The 17,954-nt window shown below is 72.5% G+C and carries 15 protein-coding genes and 1 pseudogene; 6 read left to right on the plus strand and 10 right to left on the minus strand.

Features of this window, described 5'->3' with window-relative positions:
• Positions 1 to 79: 79 nt before the first annotated feature.
• Complete coding sequence (locus tag ACFU5K_RS07305; RefSeq protein ID WP_384057860.1) at positions 80 to 1,111, minus strand: bile acid:sodium symporter family protein; 1,032 nt, start codon at positions 1,109 to 1,111, stop codon at positions 80 to 82.
• A gap of 115 nt (positions 1,112 to 1,226) precedes the next feature.
• Here ACFU5K_RS07305 and ACFU5K_RS07310 point away from each other — a divergent pair, with 115 nt between their 5' ends.
• From ACFU5K_RS07310 to ACFU5K_RS07320, 3 genes are all read left to right on the plus strand, one after another.
• On the plus strand, positions 1,227 to 2,120 hold the full coding sequence (locus tag ACFU5K_RS07310; protein WP_384057862.1) for a LysR substrate-binding domain-containing protein: 894 nt from the start codon (positions 1,227 to 1,229) through the stop codon (positions 2,118 to 2,120).
• A gap of 228 nt (positions 2,121 to 2,348) precedes the next feature.
• Complete coding sequence (locus tag ACFU5K_RS07315; protein ID WP_384057864.1) at positions 2,349 to 4,148, plus strand: AMP-dependent synthetase/ligase; 1,800 nt, start codon at positions 2,349 to 2,351, stop codon at positions 4,146 to 4,148.
• A gap of 133 nt (positions 4,149 to 4,281) precedes the next feature.
• Positions 4,282 to 5,118 carry an aldo/keto reductase gene (locus ACFU5K_RS07320; RefSeq protein ID WP_384057866.1) on the plus strand — a complete coding sequence of 279 codons (837 nt, stop codon included), beginning with the start codon at positions 4,282 to 4,284 and terminating at the stop codon, positions 5,116 to 5,118.
• A 68-nt stretch (positions 5,119 to 5,186) separates the two neighbouring features.
• Here the strand turns inward: ACFU5K_RS07320 and ACFU5K_RS07325 are convergent, their stop codons facing one another.
• From ACFU5K_RS07325 to ligA, 3 genes are all read right to left on the minus strand, one after another.
• Positions 5,187 to 5,492, minus strand: a complete 306-nt coding sequence (locus ACFU5K_RS07325) for a 4a-hydroxytetrahydrobiopterin dehydratase (protein ID WP_384057868.1) — start codon at positions 5,490 to 5,492, stop codon at positions 5,187 to 5,189.
• Positions 5,493 to 5,654: 162 nt separating this feature from the next.
• Positions 5,655 to 6,401, minus strand: a complete 747-nt coding sequence (locus tag ACFU5K_RS07330; protein WP_384057870.1) for a DUF1275 family protein — start codon at positions 6,399 to 6,401, stop codon at positions 5,655 to 5,657.
• Positions 6,402 to 6,594: 193 nt separating this feature from the next.
• The gene (ligA, locus tag ACFU5K_RS07335; protein WP_384057872.1) at positions 6,595 to 8,721 is read right to left on the minus strand and encodes an NAD-dependent DNA ligase LigA; all 2,127 of its coding nucleotides are present in this window, start codon (positions 8,719 to 8,721) and stop codon (positions 6,595 to 6,597) included.
• 65 nt (positions 8,722 to 8,786) lie between these two features.
• Here ligA and ACFU5K_RS07340 point away from each other — a divergent pair.
• Positions 8,787 to 9,081: pseudogene (locus ACFU5K_RS07340) on the plus strand (substrate-binding domain-containing protein); the annotation flags it as partial.
• A 22-nt stretch (positions 9,082 to 9,103) separates the two neighbouring features.
• Here the strand turns inward: ACFU5K_RS07340 and ACFU5K_RS07345 are convergent.
• Both ACFU5K_RS07345 and ACFU5K_RS07350 read right to left on the minus strand, forming a co-directional pair.
• Complete coding sequence (locus ACFU5K_RS07345) at positions 9,104 to 11,467, minus strand: alkaline phosphatase family protein (RefSeq protein WP_384057874.1); 2,364 nt, start codon at positions 11,465 to 11,467, stop codon at positions 9,104 to 9,106.
• A gap of 129 nt (positions 11,468 to 11,596) precedes the next feature.
• Positions 11,597 to 12,013: a hypothetical protein gene (locus tag ACFU5K_RS07350; protein WP_384057875.1), complete on the minus strand. Its 417-nt coding sequence runs from the start codon at positions 12,011 to 12,013 to the stop codon at positions 11,597 to 11,599.
• A 179-nt stretch (positions 12,014 to 12,192) separates the two neighbouring features.
• On the opposite strand from ACFU5K_RS07350, the gene ACFU5K_RS07355 reads away from it, so the two are divergent.
• On the plus strand, positions 12,193 to 12,969 hold the full coding sequence (locus tag ACFU5K_RS07355; RefSeq protein ID WP_384057877.1) for an MBL fold metallo-hydrolase: 777 nt from the start codon (positions 12,193 to 12,195) through the stop codon (positions 12,967 to 12,969).
• Entirely contained in the window at positions 12,969 to 13,586 is a 618-nt protein-coding gene (locus tag ACFU5K_RS07360; RefSeq protein WP_384057878.1) for a DedA family protein, read from the plus strand. Before ACFU5K_RS07355 ends, ACFU5K_RS07360 begins: the two co-directional genes overlap by 1 nt.
• A 191-nt stretch (positions 13,587 to 13,777) precedes the next feature.
• Here ACFU5K_RS07360 and ACFU5K_RS07365 read toward each other — a convergent pair whose 3' ends face one another.
• From ACFU5K_RS07365 to ACFU5K_RS07380, 4 genes are all read right to left on the minus strand, one after another.
• Positions 13,778 to 14,803, minus strand: coding sequence for an MBL fold metallo-hydrolase (locus ACFU5K_RS07365; RefSeq protein WP_384057880.1), 1,026 nt, complete (start codon positions 14,801 to 14,803; stop codon positions 13,778 to 13,780).
• 13 nt (positions 14,804 to 14,816) lie between these two features.
• Positions 14,817 to 16,055: an aminotransferase class I/II-fold pyridoxal phosphate-dependent enzyme gene (locus tag ACFU5K_RS07370; RefSeq protein WP_384057882.1), complete on the minus strand. Its 1,239-nt coding sequence runs from the start codon at positions 16,053 to 16,055 to the stop codon at positions 14,817 to 14,819.
• 142 nt (positions 16,056 to 16,197) lie between these two features.
• Positions 16,198 to 17,046: an SMP-30/gluconolactonase/LRE family protein gene (locus tag ACFU5K_RS07375; protein ID WP_384057884.1), complete on the minus strand. Its 849-nt coding sequence runs from the start codon at positions 17,044 to 17,046 to the stop codon at positions 16,198 to 16,200.
• Positions 17,043 to 17,816, minus strand: coding sequence for an IclR family transcriptional regulator (locus ACFU5K_RS07380; RefSeq protein ID WP_384057885.1), 774 nt, complete (start codon positions 17,814 to 17,816; stop codon positions 17,043 to 17,045). Before ACFU5K_RS07380 ends, ACFU5K_RS07375 begins: the two co-directional genes overlap by 4 nt.
• Between the last annotated feature and the right edge of the window lie 138 nt (positions 17,817 to 17,954).

Below are 17,954 nucleotides of genomic sequence, written 5' to 3' on the forward strand. Positions count from 1 at the left end.
CGGCCCGCCCGCTGCACGGGGCAGGGGTCCGGCCGACGGGGAGCGCCCCCTGCGCCGGCCGGGCCCTCTCCTGCCGGCCTCAGCCCACCGGGACGGGCTGCTGCGACAGGGTCGCGTCGTCCGGGAGCGGGTCGCGTGAGCGGCGCTTCGCGATGACCGCGCAGACCATGAGCTGCATCTGGTGGAAGAGCATCAGCGGCAGCACCGCGAGGCTCGCGTGCGCGCCGAACAGCACGCTCGCCATCGGCAGCCCAGCGGCGAGGCTCTTCTTCGATCCGGCGAACTGGATGGCGATCGTGTCCTCGCGTCCGAAGCCCAGCCGTTTCGCCCCGTGCCGGCTGACCGTGAGCATCACGGCCAGCAGGACGGCCTCGGCGGCGAGCAGCGCGCCGAGCCGCGCCGGGGTGACCTGGTGCCAGATTCCGGCCACCATGCCCTCGCTGAACGCCGTGTAGACGACGAGCAGGATCGAGCCGCGGTCGACGAGGCCGAGGACCTTGCGGTGCCGGGTGAGGAAGGCCCCGATCCAGCGGCGCAGCACCTGCCCTGCGATGAAGGGCACCAGCAACTGGAGGACGATCTTCAGCAGCGAGTCCAGGGAGAACCCTCCCGCGCTGCCGCCGAGCAGCGCGGCGGCCAGCAGCGGGGTCAGCAGGATCCCGGCGAGGCTGGAGAAGGAGCCGGCACAGATGGCGGCCGGCACGTTGCCGCGGGCCATCGAGGTGAAGGCGATGGACGACTGGATGGTCGAGGGCACCAGGCACAGGAAGAGGAACCCCTCCTGGAGCTGCGGGGTCAGGACGTACGGCACGAGACCGTGGCTGGCGAGCCCGAGCAGGGGGAACACCACGAAGGTGCAGGCCAGGACCGTGAGGTGAAGCCGCCAGTGCTTCAGCCCGTCGAGCGTCTCCGCGGTCGAGAGGCGCGCCCCGTAGAGGAAGAAGAGCAGGGCCACCGCCCCGGTCGCGGTACCGCCCGCCACGTCCGCGCCGGTCCCCGATGCGGGCAGCAGCGCCGCGAGAACCACCGTGCCGATCAGCGTCAGTATGTACGGGTCGACCGGCAACCAGGTCGGCAGTGCGGGGATACGGCGGCTGGTGCGGCGGCTCATGTGCTCCGTGCCCTCTCGGTGGAATCGTGGCCTCCCCAGCCTGCTCCTGATCACGGAAAACGGGAATCCGGCATACCAAACTGACTGTCATCACGTATCGCGATAACCTCGCCCCATGTACGACCCCGTCCAGCTCCGCACCTTCCTCGCAGTGGCGCAGACCCTGAGCTTCACCCGGGCGGCGCGCAGGCTCGGCGTCCGGCAGTCAACGGTGAGCCAGCACGTGCGCCGCCTGGAGTCGGAGGCCGGACGCCGACTGTTCAGCCGTGACACACACCGGGTCGACCTCACCGAGGACGGCGAGGCCATGCTGGGTTTCGCGCGGACGATCCTCCAGGCCAACGAGCGGGCGGCGGCGTTCTTCACCGGGACGCGGCTGCGCGGACGGCTGCGCTTCGGGGCGTCCGAGGACTTCGTCCTGACCAGGCTGCCGGAGATCCTGGAGTCCTTCCGCCGTGAGCATCCCGAGGTCGAGCTGGAGCTGACGGTGGAGCTGTCCGGTGCGCTGCACCGGCAGCTCGCGGCGGGCCGGCTCGATCTGGTCCTCGCGAAGCGCCGCGCCGGCGACACGCACGGCGAGCTGGTCTGGCATGACACCCTCGTCTGGATCGGGGCCCCGCAGCTGCGCATCGACCCCGACCGCCCGCTGCCGCTGATCGCCTTCCCTCCGCCCGGTATCACCAGGGCAAGGGCCCTGGAGGTGCTGGAGGAGCACGGCAGGCCCTGGCGGTTCGCGTGCACGAGCGCGAGCCTGAGCGCCCTCGTCGCGGCCGCGCGCGCCGGCCTGGGCGTCATGGCGCACACCCGCGGGCTCCTTCCCCCAGGCCTCGTCCCCGTGCCTGCGAGGGCGGGGCTGCCGGATCTCGGAGATGTGGATTTCGTGCTGCTGCACGGGCGGCGCAAAGACGCCGCGAAGGGTGCGGCCGACGCACTCTCCGCCGCGATCCTGGCCAGTGGCGACCGGCTCCACCGCAGTCCGGTCGTCCCCGGGCACTCCGAGTCGGCGTAAGTGCCGCGTACAGATTCCGTGGAGATTCCCGCCCGAGCCGATTACCACTCGGTCGGATGTCCGCCCGAGCCCAGCCCATCTGGCCCGATTTACACGGTCGGCCTGACCAGATGCCACGTTTTTGGGAGACTTCGGGCCCTCCCGCGGCCCCGCGCCGTGAGGTAGCGTCGCGGCGCCGTGCGGAGCGCAACAAGGAGCAGGTCATTGCGTGAGTTCACTGTCCCACCCATGGCCGCTGCCCCTCAAGCCGGCGGTCTCGCCGACACCGTCTTCGATTTCGCGGAGGAAGACCCCCGGCGGACAGCCCTCGGCCGCAAGGATGCCGACGGGCACTGGCACGACGTGTCCGCCGCCGCGTTCCGCGACGAGGTGCTCGCCCTCGCCAAGGGGCTCATCGCCCAGGGCGTCCGGTTCGGTGACCGGGTCGCCCTCATGTCGCGTACGCGCTACGAGTGGACCCTGTTCGACTTCGCGCTGTGGACCGTGGGCGCCCAGTCGGTGCCGGTCTACCCGACGTCGTCGGCCGAGCAGGTGCTCTGGATGCTCCACGACGCCGACGTCGTGGCCGTCATGGTCGAGCACGAGGACCACGCCATGACCATCGGCTCGGTCATCGACCGGCTGCCGAAACTCCTGCGGCTCTGGCAGCTGGACGCCGACGCGGTGACGGAGCTCACCGAGGCCGGAACCCTGGTCGACGACGAGGTCGTGCACCGGCACCGTCGCGCGGTGACCCCCGAGTCGGTGGCGACCGTGATCTACACCTCGGGCACGACGGGGCGCCCCAAGGGCTGCGTGATCACCCACGCCAACTTCATGTTCGAGGCGGACACCATGGTCTCGCGCTGGCATCCGGTGTTCCTCTCGAAGCCCGGGGAGGAGGCCGCCACCCTCCTCTTCCTGCCGCTGGCCCACGTCTTCGGCCGCATGGTGGAGATCGCCGCACTGCGGGGACAGGTGAAGCTGGCACACCAGCCGGAGCTGTCCGCGAAGGCGCTCATGCCGGATCTGGTGTCCTTCCGGCCCACCTTCATCCTCGCCGTGCCCTACATCTTCGAGAAGGTCTTCAACGGTGCCCGGCGCAAGGCGGAGTCCGAGGGGCGGGCCGGCGCCTTCGACAAGGCCGTGGAGATCGCGGTGAAGTACGCGGAGGCGCTGGAGGAGCGGGCCTTCGGGACAGGACCCGGGCCGTCCGCGGGCCTGCGGGTGCAGCACCAGTTCTTCGACAAGGTCGTCTACCGCAAGGTACGCGACGCGATGGGCGGCCGGGTGCGGCACGCGATGTCCGGAGGCTCCGGGATGAACAGGAGACTCGGGCTGTTCTTCGCGGGTGCGGGCGTGAGCGTCTTCGAGGGCTACGGACTCACCGAGACGAGCGCCGCGGCCACTGCCAATCCCCCCGAGCGCACCCGCTACGGCACCGTGGGCCAGCCGATCCCCGGGTCCACCGTGCACATCGCCCGGGACGGCGAGGTGTGGGTGCACGGAGCGAACGTGTTCTCCGGCTACCTCGGCGATCCCAAGTCCACCGACGCGGTGCTCAACGACGGCTGGCTGGCCACCGGCGACCTGGGGTCGCTCGACGAGGACGGCTATCTGACCATCACCGGGCGCAAGAAGGAGATCCTCGTGACGTCCGGCGGCAAGAGCGTCGCCCCGGCGGGGCTGGAGGAGCGGGTCCGCGCACACCCGCTGGTGGCACAGTGCATCGTCGTCGGGAACGACCGGCCCTATATCGCGGCCCTGGTGACCGTGGACACCGAGGCGGTGGAGCACTGGCTCGCCATGCAGGGCCGTACGCCGATGCGGGCGGCCGATCTGGTGCGCGACCCCGATCTGGAGATGGAGGTGCGCCGGGCGGTGGTGGCCGCGAACACCGCCGTCTCCCAGGCCGAGTCGATCCGCACGTTCCGCATACTGGCGCACCAGTTCACCGAGGAGCACGGTCTGCTGACGCCGTCGCTGAAGCTGAAGCGGAAGGCGATCGAGACGACGTACTCGGCGGAGGTCGACGCCCTTTACCGGTGAGTTGCCCGGCCTCTCACCTGACGTCGCATCAGGCCCGGCCCCGTTTCACGGGATCCCGCGGACGGGAATGCGCGGGGCTCCCCGATCGTTGTCCTGGGGAGTACCAACTCCGCAACGTTAGGATCGACTGCTCGTGAGCCAGGTCCCCACCATCACCCTCAACAACGGCCTCGAGATGCCGCAGCTCGGCTTCGGTGTCTGGCAGGTGCCGGACGACGAGGCCACGGCGGCCGTGACCACGGCCCTGGAGGCCGGGTACCGGAGCATCGACACCGCCGCGATCTACGGGAACGAGGCGGGCACGGGGAAGGCCCTCGCCGGCGTCGGCGTGCCCCGTGAAGAGCTCTTCGTCACCACCAAGCTGTGGAACTCCGAGCAGGGTCACGACTCGACCCTCCGCGCGTTCGACGCGTCGCTGGACAAGCTCGGTCTGGACTACGTCGACCTCTACCTGATCCACTGGCCCGTGCCGGCCAAGGACGCCTACGTCGACACGTACAAGGCCTTCGAGCGGATCCTCGCCGACGGCCGCGCGAAGTCCATCGGGGTGTCGAACTTCCACCCGGAGCACCTGGAGCGCCTGATGGGCGAGACCTCGGTGGTCCCGGCGGTCAACCAGATCGAGCTGCACCCGCAGCTCCAGCAGGCCGATGTCCGCGCCTTCCACGCCAGGCACGGCATCGTGACCGAGGCCTGGTCGCCGCTGGGCTCGGGCAGGGGCCTCCTGAAGGTCCCGACGGTGGCCGCCGTCGCCCACAAGCACGGCCGGACCCCCGCGCAGGCGGTGCTCCGCTGGCACCTGCAGACCGGCCACGTGGTGATCCCCAAGTCCGTGACGCCGTCGCGGATCGCGGAGAACATCGACGTCTTCGACTTCGACCTGGACGCCGACGACCTCGCCGCCTTCGCCGCTCTCGACGAGGGCAAGCGCCTCGGCGCCGACCCTGCCGAGTTCAGCGCCGGCGCCTGACCCGCGCCCGCCCGACGGCGCCCACACCGCTGTACGCGCGGTGTGGGCGCCGTCGTGTTCCCAGGGCGCTACTCCGCGCCGTGCGAAGGGGCCACGGCTTCGATCCGAGCGGCGAGTTTGAGGTCCTTCTCCGTGACGGCGCCGCCCGCGTCGTGTGAGTTCACCGAGAGGGCCACGGTGTTGTACCCCAGCGTCAGCTCCGAGTGGTGGTCGAGCTCGTCCTGGATCCGGGCGACATGGACGGTCAGCGCGGCGGCGGCGAAGTGGGACGGCAGCCGGTAGGTACGCGTGATCCGGTCGCCCTCCAGCCGCCAGCCGGGCAGTTCGCCCAGTCCGGCCTCGATGTCGTGCGCGGACAGCGGTTCGGTGGGCACAGGGAGTCTCCTCGGGGTACGGAACGGTCGGCGGTGCCCGTGAGGTTACGGTCCCCGACGGCTGCTGTCGCGCCCGACACGGGAAGGCGCCACCGCACGGCGGCCGGCGGGAACGGCAGCGCGGCGGGAACGGAGACCGGTCCGCGGAACGGGGTCGCGGCGTCAGGTGGTGGTGGCGGCCGGCCGTGTCCACGGAGCGTCTCCCCGGCCGAGCACAACCGTGACGGCGACGGCTCCCAGCAGGATCACCACGGCGGCCAGCAGGGGAAGTTCGCGGGGACCGCCGAGTACGGCGGTCCCTCCCGCCACGGCGCCGGCCAGCATGGCCGCGGGCGAGAGGCCCCGTCGCCCGACTCTGCTTCCCGGCCCCATCGCGAGCCGGCTGTCGGCGACCGTGCCGGTGATGGTCCGGGTCAGTACCGTGGTCGTGAAATCGGGGACGGCGACGGCCCGGACGGCGGCGTTCTGCACGCCGAGGCCGAGACCGAGCAGCGCGATGAGCGTGAAGCGGGCGCCGCCGGTGTAGGGCCGGCCCGACACGAGGGAGACGACGAGGGCGGCCGCCAGACAGGCTGCCTCGACGAGGAGGGCGTGCCGCAACTGACGGCCACGGTCCGTGCGGGCCCGGTGCACCGCGATGCCGCCCGACCAGGCCCCGGCCACGAACGCCGCGAGGGCCACCGCCGAGGCGAGCGCGGAGAAACCGGGGGCTCCCGCGAGGGCGAAGCCCATGAAGACGACGTTGCCGGTCATGTTGGCGACGAAGACGTGCCCCAGGAGCAGGTAGCTGAAGGCGTCGACCAGCCCGGTGAGCACGGTCAGGGCCAGCAGGAGCGGCGGCAGCGGCCCGTCCGGACCGTTCATGTCGGGTACGAACGTGGTCCAGGCGTCACGCAGCACGACGGGCATGAGCGGCAGACTCCGATCGGTGGATGTGATCGGGATTGTGCCGCAGCCCCACGGCAGCACGGTCCGTACGCGCCGGGCGGGAGCGTGTTCGTCCTGCCCGGCGTTCCGGATCGCACCCGCGAGCCGCCGGGGCGCGGGGACGTGGCACTGCACCCCCGTCCCGGCGGCGCACGGTGTTACACCCGTGGGCCTTCTACGCGTCCGGCGTCAGATAAGCCTCCACCAGCGCCGCGAACTCCTCGGGCCCGGCGATCTCGACCCCGAGATCCTCGGCCTTGGCGCGCTTCGACCCGGCCTTCTCGCCCGCCACCAGCAGACTCGTGCGCTTCGAGACGCTGGACGAGGACCTGCCGCCCGCCCGCTCGATCAGCTCGTTCATCTGGTTGCGTGAGAGCTTCTCCAGAGCGCCCGTCATGGCACCCGTGACCACGACGGTCATCCCGTCGAGCGGCAGACCGGAGGGCTCCTGTCCCTCGGCGCTGTCGCCCTCCGCGGCCCCGGGCTCCGGCGGAGGCGTCGCACCCGGCTCGTTCATGTTGACCCCGGCCGCCATGAGTTTGCCGATGAGCGGCTCCAGTTCCGCCAGCTCCGTGACGACGGCCGCGGCCTTTTCCTTGCCTATGCCGTCCACCCTCTGGAGCGCCTCGGCGTCCGCGGCGACGATCCGGTCCATCGAGGCGAAGTGGCGGGCGATCCGACGGGACATGGAGCGTCCCGTGCCGCGCACTCCGAGGGCGCAGAAGACGCGGGACAGCGGCCGCGCCCTGGCCATGTCGATGGCCGCCAGGAGGTTGTCCGTGGAGGTCTCCCCCATCCGCTCCAGCGACAGGAGCTGGTCCCGCCCCAGGAGGAACAGGTCGGCGAAGTCCCGGACGAGACCGGCGTCGACGAGCTGGACGACCCGGGTGGCGCCGAGGCCCTCGATGTCCAGCTGGTCGCGGCCGGCGGCGTACGAGATGGAGGCGACCACGCGGCAGTCGCGGCCCCGGGTGCAGCGCCAGCGCTGCTCGCTCATGTCGATCTCCGAGCCGCACTGCGGGCAGACCTCGGGGAATTCGATCGGCTTCTCGTCGCCCGTCCGCAGATGCGCGACGGGGGCCTCGATGCGGGGGATGATGTCGCCGGCCTTGTAGACCATCACGTGGTCGCCCAGGCGCAGATCGCGGCGGGTGATGTCGGCCGGGTTGTGCAGCGTGGCGTACCCGACGGTGGATCCGTCGATCTCGACGGGCTCCAGGACGGCCCTCGGCGCGATGATGCCGGTCCTGCCGACGTTCCATTCGACGCCGAGCAGCCGGGTGACCTTCTCGACGGCCGGCAGTTTGTAGGCGATGGCCCAGCGCGGCGCCCTGGTCCCGGAGCCGGCGTCGCGCTGGTCGGCCGCGAGGTCCGCCTTGATCACGATGCCGTCGATCCCGAACGGCAGTGAGGGGCGCAGGGAGGCGATGTCCTCCACCCTCGCCTGCACCTCCTCGGCCGTGGTGACGGCGCGCGGCGCGACCGCGCTGTCCGCGGCCGTGTGCACACCGAGCTCCGCGACGTACGACAGGACCTCACTGTGCGGAAGTTCGGCGAGGGTGGTGGTCAGCTCGCCGGAGTCCGCCAGCGCGAGCGCCGCGTAGGCGAAGAAGGTCATCTCCACGCGGTAGGGGCGGTCCTTGGCCCGCAGGGTTCCGGCCGCCCCGTTGCGCGGGTTGGCGAAGGGCGCCGCGCCGTGCTCCGTACGCGCGGCGTTCGCCTGCTCGAACTGCTCGTCGGTCATGAGGATCTCGCCGCGCACCTCGATGGTGACCGGGGCGTCGAGCCGCGCGGGCAGTCCGAGCACCGTGCCCGCCGCGTGCGAGACGTCCTCGCCCGCCGTCCCGTCCCCACGGGTGATCAGCCGCTCCAGACGTCCCTGCCGGTAGCGCGCGGCGACGGCCAGACCGTCGAGCTTGGGCTCGACGCTCCAGGCGACGACGGGCCGCTTGATCCGCCGCTCAACGGACGCGGTCCAGGCGACGAACTGCTCGGCGGAGAAGACATTGTCCAGCGAGAGCATGGGAACGGTGTGCGGCACGTCCCCCGAGGCCGCACCGCCCGCCACCTTGCCGGTCGGCGACGCGTCCAGAACCTCCTCGGGGTTCTCCTCCTCGTAGGCCGCGATCTCGCGCACCAGGCGGTCGTACGCGTCGTCGTCGAGCCTGCTCTCACCTGCGGCGTAGTACGCGGCTGCGGCGCGCTTCGCCTCTTCCACGGCTGCCGCGTAGGCGGCGGTGTCGGCGAGCGCACCAACTGAGTTCGTCGTCATGGGCACCATCCTGCCGTTCACCACTGACATCGACGGAACGCCGCCGGACCCACGCCGGAACCCTTCGCCCGCCCGTCGGATCACCCGGTATCGCCAGCATCGCCGGCCCCAAGGACAGGCCTGCGGGCCAGGTACGTCTTGACGGGTTCCTGGAAGCACTGGTGCGGCACGGGATCGAGGACGTGGAGATGGCCGAAGGGGACTTCACACACGGGCGGTGCCTCGGCGATGCGGAGGCTGTTGCACGACCGTCCCGATCTGGACGGTGTGTTCATCGCGTCGGACCTGATGGCCCTCGGCGCCCTGCCCGTGCTGCTCCGGGCGGGCAGGGACGTACCCGAGCCGTCGGTGGTCTTCCATCCGACGCTGGTGCGCCGTGAGTCAGCCTGACGCGTTCCCGAGGCGGCCCCGGTCAGTCGTGTGCGCCCCGGACGGCACCGTCGGTGTCCGTGCGCGGCACCTCCCGTGCGGCCTGCCCCGGCAACTCCGTGCGGGGCGGCTCCTCCTGGGACGGCCGTCGGCCGGGTGACGCGTGCGCGGGCGGTTCCGCCAGCGAGGACTCCTCCTGCCGCGGTCCGTCCGGCAGCCGTCCGTCGAGGAGGCGGACCGGCCCGTCCGGGGGGGCTTCGCCCGTGCGGGCGGCGCCGTCGACGCCCCCCGGCTGCAACGGGACCTGGGGTCCGGAGAGCTCCCGCAGCCAGCGCGCGAGGACCCGATGCACCGACTCCGCCCCCACCAGACCGGCCGGAGATGTGCCCCGGAGGCCCTCGGCCGTCACGGGGTCGGGCGTCCGCGGAACGTCGGCCGCCATCGCGTCCATGGGGTCCGCCAGTGTGCGCGGCCACAGCAGGAACGGCCGGGACTGTTCGCCCCCCAGCCCTCCGTGCGAGCCGATCTGCTCCTCGAAGGCGTGCACCCGCCCGGTGTCCGGGTCGTACATCGAGTTGACCATGACGTCCGCGACGTGCGGGAAGGTGTCGGTGCGCCGCACCGCGTCCGCCGCGCCGTCACCGAAGACCGCGATCGGTCCCTCACCGTCGGTCAGCTCGGCGACCGGGACCTCCTCCCCGCCCCGGCCGAGCACCACCGACCCGTGCCTCTCGCTCCGTACGAGCAGGAAGCCGACGCCCGGGTGGGCGGCGAGCGTGCCCAGGAGTGCGGGACAGCGGCGGTCGATCTGTTCGCGCGAGGCACGGCCCTCGATGTCCGGGAAGGACAGCAGACCGAGATTCCCGGAGGCCAGCACGACCGGATCGGAGGACTTCGCCGGGTGCTCCGCCTCACGTCCGCCCACGGGTCTGTGCAGCGCCGTGCGCACGGCGTCCCTGGCCTCCGAGGCGCTGCGGGTGCGCTGGGCCCTGCGCGGTACGGGCAGCCCGCAGCCTGCCCGTACGAGATCCCTGAGCGTCAGACCGTAACGCCCGGCGAAGGTCTCACCCGGGCTCTGGCCGTGGTCGGAGAGCAGCACGATCCGGTAGTCGCGCGGGGTGTGGTCCGCGATCTTGATGATGAGGCCCAGCGAACGGTCGAGGCGGGTGAGGACCTTCTCGGCGTCCTTGCTGTGCGGTCCGGAGTGGTGGGCGACCTCGTCGTAGGCGACCAGGTCCGCGTAGACGGCGGTGCGCCCGGCGAACATGTCGCCGATCACCGCGGAGACCACCACGTCACGCTCGACGACCGTCGCGAATGCCCTGATGAAGGGGTAGAGCCCGCCGCGCTTGACCCGGGGGGACTCCTTGCGTGCCCGGGCCAGGGTGGACTGGCCGATCTCCCGGCCCACCTCGGCGACGAAGGACAGGAAGGTGCGGACCGCGTTGGCGGGGTCGGAGAAGTAGGCGAAGTAGCCCGCCCTGGACCGGCGCCCCTTGCCTCGCCTGGCGGCCATCGAGAGGACCAGGGCCAGCTGGTCGGCGCCCCCGCTGAAGAGGTTGCCGCGGCTCGCGCCGTCCACCGTGAGGAGGCCGCCGTAGCGGGTGCGGGCTATGGCTCTGCGCTGGAGTTCGAGGGCGCTGGCCGGCCTGCTGGAGACCATGACGGTGCCGCTGTCCTTCTCGAACCAGCGGAAGGCGGGCACGTCGTGGTTGCTGCCGTGCAGGATGCCGAGCTGGCTGGCTCCCGTCTGGCTGGACCAGTCGGTCGTCCACGGGGTGAGGCGGTGGCCCGCCTCGTCGGCCAGCAGTCCGGCCACGGTGGGCATGACTCCGTCGGCCGCGGCCCGTTCCAGGACGCGGTGGCCCACTCCGTCGAGCTGGACGAAGACGATCCCGGGCGGCCCCCCGCGCCCGCGGTCGGGGGATCCTGGCGTGCCGTCGCGGCGGCGGCGCCGGTCGGCGAGGCGGGAGAGCCTGCGTCGGTAGGCGTCGTCGTCCCGGACCGCGAGCGCCGTGGAGGCCGCGGAGGCGACCGCGGACATGACGGCCGCCACGACGACGGCGGTCTCCGGTGCGGCGTCGCCGCGCCCGTCCGGGATGAGTCGCAGTGCGATCAGCAGCAGCGAGCCGTTGAGGAAGAAGACGAGGGCGCCCAGGACGAGGGCGGGCACGACGAGCAGGGCTCTGACGAGTACGGGCCACACGAGGGCGGAGAGGAGACCGAAGGCGCCCGCGCCCCACGCCGCGGTGAAGGCGGTCCGCGTGATGCTGTCCCCGTCGTCGGACTGGAGCCGGAAATCAGGCAGGATGGCCGCGAGCGCCAGCATGGTGAGGGTGGACACGGCCCACACCGAGATCACGCGCAGGAGGGCTCCGCCCGCGGTCCGCCATCGCCCGTCACTCACGCCGTCCCACCTCACGTCAGGGCCCGGCGTCCGCCGCGGACCCGCGACAAGCCTGTCATAGCCCTCGCGGGGTCCGGCGGTGGCCCGGGCCGCGGTCGGCGGACGGTGCGCCGGCGGGCTCCTGGCAGGTCAGCAGCCGTCGTAGCCGGCGGTGGGCATCGAGAGCCTGCGGTGAACTCTGGCCTTGGTGCTCGCCGTGTACACAGGCTCGTCCAGGTCCGCGAGTTCCAGCCGGACGCCACGCCTGCGGCATTCCGCCCGGAAGCCCGGCACCGATACCAGCGCCCGTTCGAGAACCCGGTCGTTGGGGGCCACGAACAACTGGACCTGCCGGCCGTCGGCGCCGCCCCACAGGGCGTGGTGGTCGGGGCGCAGCCCGTACGCCCGCAGCTGGCGGGTGACGACGTATCCCTGGTCCGCGGCCCAGCGCGCACACATGGCGTGCTGGCTGCGGGTGTCGACGAGGAACGGGTCGCCGTCGAGTTCTTCCAGCGGCGTGAGACTGGCGATGGCCGCCACACGTACGTCCCCGACGACGTCCCCCATGAACGGAACCCCCCGCGCTCGGATGCTGGCGACGACCCTACCCCGGCCGTAGCCCTGTGTAGCCGTGCGTGCCCGTGACGGAACCGGCGTGAAGGAGCACTCCGGCGTGGGGAGGGCGCGGAGCGCCTAGGCTCGTACGCGTGCGGCCGTGTCGGCGGCAGGGACGAGGAGGCGGAGCGGTGGAGGTCACCTGGTGGGGTCATGCCACCTGCACGATCGAGGACTCCGGGGTCCGGGTGCTGACCGATCCGTTGTTCGCACGCCGCTTCGCGCATCTGCGCCGCCGCCGCGGCGAGATCCCGCCTCCGAGGGCCGCGGTCGCGGACGCGGTCCTGATCTCGCACCTGCACTCCGACCATCTTCATCTGCCCTCCCTGGCCCGGCTCGCCCCCGGCAGCCTGCTGATCGTGCCCCGCGGCGCGGTCGGGGCCGTCCCGGGCCTGCGGGTGCTGCGCAGGGTCCGCCGGCTGCGGATCTCCGAGGTCGGCCCGGGGGACGTGGTGCGGGTCGGCGGGGTGCTGGTCCGCGCGGTGCCCGCCCTGCATGACGGGCGCAGGCTGCCGGTGGGCCCGCACCGGGTGCCTGCCCTGGGGTACGTCGTCGAGGGTGAGGCGCGCACGTATTTCGCGGGGGACACCGGGCTCTTCGACGGCATGGCTGACGCGGTGGGGCCGGTGGACGTGGCGCTCCTGCCGGTCGGCGGCTGGGGGCCGAATCTGGGCCATCACCATCTGAACGCGGCGCGTGCGGCACAGGTGCTGACGATGCTGAAGCCGATCTCGGCGGTCCCGGTGCACTACGGGACGTACTGGCCGATCGGGATGGACGGTGTCCGGCCGCACGAGTTCCACGCGCCGGGTGACGAGTTCGTGCGGCAGGCGGGCCGGCTGGCCCCGGAGGTGGCGGTGCACCGGCTGGGGCACGGCGAGCACGTGAGGCCGGAGGTCCGTAGGTGATGGAGGAAGTGCTGCGGCAGCTGCCGACGGGGTCGACGCAGCAGGCCGTTGCCTATCCGTCGCTGTTCGTCCTCGTGGCTCTGGGCTCGCTGGTGCCTGTGGTGCCGACGGGGGCCCTGGTGAGTTCTGCCGCCGTAGTGGCGCTCCACCGGATGTCACCGCTCACCCTGCTGGTCGTCTTCGCGGTGGCCGCGGGTGCGGCGTTCCTCGGCGACATCTGCCTGTACTGGCTGGGGCAGCGGGGGGTCCGGTCGAAGAACGGGTCGAAGTGGCTGGAGGCGATAACCCGGCGGGCCGCTCCGGAGCGGCTCGAGCAGGCTCAGCAGAAGCTGGAGGAGCACGGCACGGCGGTCCTGGTGCTGTCCCGGCTGATACCGGCCGGCCGCATTCCGGTGATGCTCGCCTGTCTGCTGGGGAGGATGCCGCTGAAGCAGTTCGCCCGGGGGGACGTGCCGGCGTGCCTGGCATGGGCTGCGACGTATCAGCTGATCGGGATCCTGGGCGGTTCGCTCTTCCGCGAGCCGTGGCAGGGCGTGCTTGCCGCGGTCGTGCTGACACTGCTGATCAGCGGGTCGCCGGCGCTCTGGCGACGGCTGCGGACCCGGATGGCGGGCTGAGAGCCTGTCGGGTGGCCTTCGATCGGAAAGTGGGCGCGGTCCGGTGCGTGCGATTCCAAGGCGCCGGAGTGTCCTCGTAGCGGAGCTACTAGGGCATTTCGGCAACGCGGGAAGCGTGCGTGCCGGGGCGTGGCCGCCCGATCAGAGGTCACCCGACAGGCTCTGAGCCCCCGGAGCCGGTCCGGGCGGGATCAGGCGCCCAGGACACGCGAACCGCCGACCGGCAGGTCCCAGAGGTCGGCGCGCGGGTACCCGGCCCGCTGCCAGGCGGTACGCAGCCGGGTCAGCGGTTCCAGGACGGGTTCCGCCGACAGGAGGAACGTCGCCCAGTGCATGGGTGCCATCGCGCGCGCTCCGAGGTCCTCGTACGCCTGCACGGCCTCCTCGGGATCGGTGTGGACGTCCGAGAGCCACCAGCGGGGCTCGTACGCCCCGATCGGGAGCATCGCGAGGTCCAAGTCCGGGTAGCGGCGGCCGATCTCCTTGAACCAGTGGCCGTAGCCCGTGTCCCCCGCGAAGTAGAGCCGTCGCCCGCTCGGGTCGCCGAGCACCCAGCCGCCCCACAGGGACCGGCAGGTGTCCAGGAGGGTCCGCTTGGACCAGTGGTGGGAGGGCACGAAGTCGAAGGTGACCCCGCCCAGTTCCACCGATTCCCACCAGTCGAGCTCGGTGACGCAGGTGAAGCGGCGTCGCCGGCACCAGCGGCCGAGCCCGGCCGGGACGAGGAGCGGGGTGTCCCTCGGGAGCCGGCGGAGCGTGGGGGCGTCGAGGTGGTCGTAGTGGTTGTGGCTGATCAGGACCGCGTCGACGGGCGGCAGTTCCTCCCAGCGGATGCCGACCGGGGTGATCCTGGCCGGGGTACCGAGGATGCGCCGCGACCACACCGGGTCGGTGAGGACCGTGAGCCCGCCGATGCGGACGATCCAGCTCGCGTGCCCGGCCCACGTCACGGCCGTGGTGTCCGGTCCCGCGACGGGCAGCGGACGCGGGGCGTACGGCAGCCGGTGGATGCCACGGAGCCCCTCGGCGTTGGGGCGCAGGGCGCGCTCCCTGGCCAGGCGGGTCATGCCCCTGACACCCGGGAGCGGCGCCGTGAGCCGGTCGGCGAAGGTGCGGGGCCACGTGCGGAGCTCGCCGAGGCGGCGCGGAGCGGTGCCGGGGCGGCCCGTGGGCGCGTGGCCGGCTCCGGCGGTCGGGCGCTCGGTCTGTTCCGTCATCGAGAGGCTCCTGTCATCGGAGTTCATCGAGGGCTGCTTCGAAAATGCTCAGCGCTTGGGCGACATGGGGCAATTTCAAGGGCTCCACCGCAGTGAGGGACTCCGTCTGCTGCTCCGGGGTTGCGCCGAGCAGCGGGCCGGTGCTCAGCCGCACCCGCAGGGCGCCCAGTTCGTCGCCGAAGCGGTGACCACCGGGGGCGGGATCACCGAGGCGTCGGGTCAGGTACTCCTCCAGTTCCATGGAGTCCGTGACGCCCCTGGCCGCCAGCCGGCCGCGCAGCGGGCCGAGGTCGGCGTAGAGGTGGCGCCCCGCCTGAGGGGGTCTGGCCAGTGCGCCCGCGCCGAGGACCGCGCGGTGCGCGGCGGAGGCGACGTGCGCCTGGAGGGCCGCCGCCTGACGGGTCCTGTCCCGGACGGCCTCGGGCTCACCCAGTGCGTGCGCGGCGGCCCTGGCGACCGGTTCCGCGACGAGGGCGCCGAGCGCGGTGAGGATGTCGAGGACCCGGGCGCGGCGTGCGGCCGCACGGGCGGTGAAGGGGAAGCGTGCGACGGCCACCGGCCAGGCGGACGGGGTCAGGGCTCCCGCCAGGTCGCAGACGACGGTCACGTCGTCGGGGCACATCTCGGCAGGGCTGAGCAGGACCGTGTCGCGGGGCCGGTGCAGGGTGTCGCGCCAGGTCTCGTCACTCACGACGTGCAGCCCCTCGGCGACGGCCGCCTCGCAGACCTCGCGGATCAGTTCGGGCGGGGCGAGGGTGGCGGTCGGGTCGTCGGCCACGGAGATCAGGAGGAGCCGTGGCCTGCCTCCCTCGGCCCGTACCCTCCGCACGGTCTCCAGAAGCGCGTAGGGGTCGGGGATGCCGCCGCATTCGGCCGGGGTGGGCACGTGGTAGGCGGGGCGGCCCAGCAGCCGCGCCTGTGGCATCCAGCCGGCGGGGCAGGGCCGGGGCATGAGGACGTCGCCGCCGTGGGCGGCGATCAGGGCGAGCAGGAGGGGCTGTGGGCCCGGCGCGGCCACCACGGCCTCGGGGTCGCCGTGCAGGCCGCGGCGACCCCAGTAGCCGCGCGCGGCCTCACGCAGGATCGCTCCGCCTCCAGGCGGCTCGGGCAGGGTGCGGGCGGCTGACGCGGCGAGGACCCCGGCGAGCTCGGGCAGGACGGGGAGGCCGGGGTCGGGTGCGGGCGGCCCGTATCTGACCGGGCCCCGGTCTCCCCCGATGGGGTGGGGCTGCTTCCGCTCGCTCCGTGCCATCCCGGGGCCTCCTCCGCCTGCATCGCCCTCAGGGCCCTTTATACGGAGGTTCTCCGGGGCGCGCCCGCGCACAGGGTCCGGGCGGCGACAGCGATACGCACCCCCTGCGAACCGGGCGCCCCACCATCCCCTCGCGCCTCGCTCACCCGGCGAACGGCGTCCCCGGCTGCCCCTGCCCCGCGTCCGGGAGCACGAGCAGGGAGCCCGACAGCGGGTGGGGCGCGTCCAGGCCCGTGCGGGCCGTGGATACGTACAGGTCACTCAGACCTGGTCCGCCGAACGCGCAGGCCGTGGGCCGCCGGACCGGCAGTTCCACGACCCGGTCCAGCCTGCCGTCGGGCAGGTAGCGGCGGACGGCGGCGCCGTCCCAGAGGGCCACCCACACGCAGCCCTCGGCGTCCACGGTCAGTCCGTCGGGCCACCCCGATCCGGGTTCGACGACGGCGAACGGGCGCCGGCCGGTGACGCGCTCACCGTCCACGTCGAAGACGTCGATGCGCCGCGTCGGAGTGTCGATGTAGTACATGAGCCGGCCGTCCGGACTCCATCCGGTTCCGTTACTGACCGTCACGGCGTCCAGTACGCCCGTCACCGATCCGTCGGGCGCTATGCGCGCCAGGTTGCCGCCGCCCTCCGCCTCGTCGTAGCGCATGCTGCCCGCCCAGAGCGCACCGTCCGCCGCCACGGCGGCGTCGTTGCCGCGCCGCCCGGGGACGGGAGCGTGGACCAGCCACGAGAAGGCGCCCCCGGCGTCGTACAGGCCGATGCCGTCGCGCAGGACGGCGACGAGACCGCCGCCGGCCCGCGGTTTCGCCGCACCCACGTGCTGTCCGGTGGCCATGACCGTGCGGCGGCCGGTCGAGGGGTGGTAGGTGTGTATCCGGGCCGAGAGTATGTCTACCCAGATCAGCCGCTCGGCAGCGGCGTCCCAGGTCGGCCCTTCACCGAGCTCGGCGCACTCCCGCACGGCGACCTCCGGACGGGGTGTCACGCCTGCCCCCCGTGGTGCCCCAGCCGGCCGGACAGCGCGTCGGCGCCGCCCGCCGCGAGCTGCGCGAGTTCCGCCTCGCGCTCCTCGCTCCAGCGGATCATCGGCACGGAGATGGAGAGCGCGGCGACGACATGTCCGGAGCGGTCCCGCACCGGCGCCGCCACGCAGCTCACGTCCGGATTCGACTCACGGTGCTCGACCGCGATGCCCCGCTCGCGCACCGCCGCGAGCGCCACCCGCAGCTCGGCGGCGTCGGTGAGGCTGTTGTCGGTCATGGCGACGAGCTCGCGTCCGTCGAGACGTGCGTCGAGCTCGGCCTCCGGCAGCGCGGCGAGCAGCAGCTTGCCCACGGAGGTGCAGTGAGCGGGCAGCTTGCGGCCGGCGGCCGAGACCATGCGGACGGCGTGGGTGGAGTCCACCTTCGCGATGTAGATGACCTCGGCGCCCTCCAGGATCGCCACGTGGACCGTCTCACCGCAGGTCTCGGCGACCTCGCGGGCCACCTGCTGCCCCTCGGCCGCGAGGTCGAGCTTCTCGGCGTACCGGCTGCCGAGCTGGTAGGTGCGCACGCCCAGCCGGTAGCGGCCCGGCTGTTCGGGGACCGCCACCAGGTAGGAACGCGCCGCCAGCGTGGTGAGCAGTTCGTGGACCGTGGTCCGCGGCAGCTGGAGCTTGCGGGTGACCTCGGGTGCGGAGAGAGTTCCCTCACCCTGGAGGAAGAGCTCGAGAACATCCAGAGCCCTGGTTACCGCAGGGACGAGTCGCCCCATGATCGCCCGCCTATCTTGTTCGACACTCCGGTCAATGACCGGAATCACGAACGCAGGCTAACCGCACAGAACTTGTCCGGGCAACGCTTTCCCCGAGACGGAGCGGGCGCAGCAGGCACAGAACGGCACATCAGTCAT

The sequence above is a fragment of the Streptomyces sp. NPDC057428 genome (assembly GCF_042803195.1).
Lineage (GTDB): Bacteria > Actinomycetota > Actinomycetes > Streptomycetales > Streptomycetaceae > Streptomyces.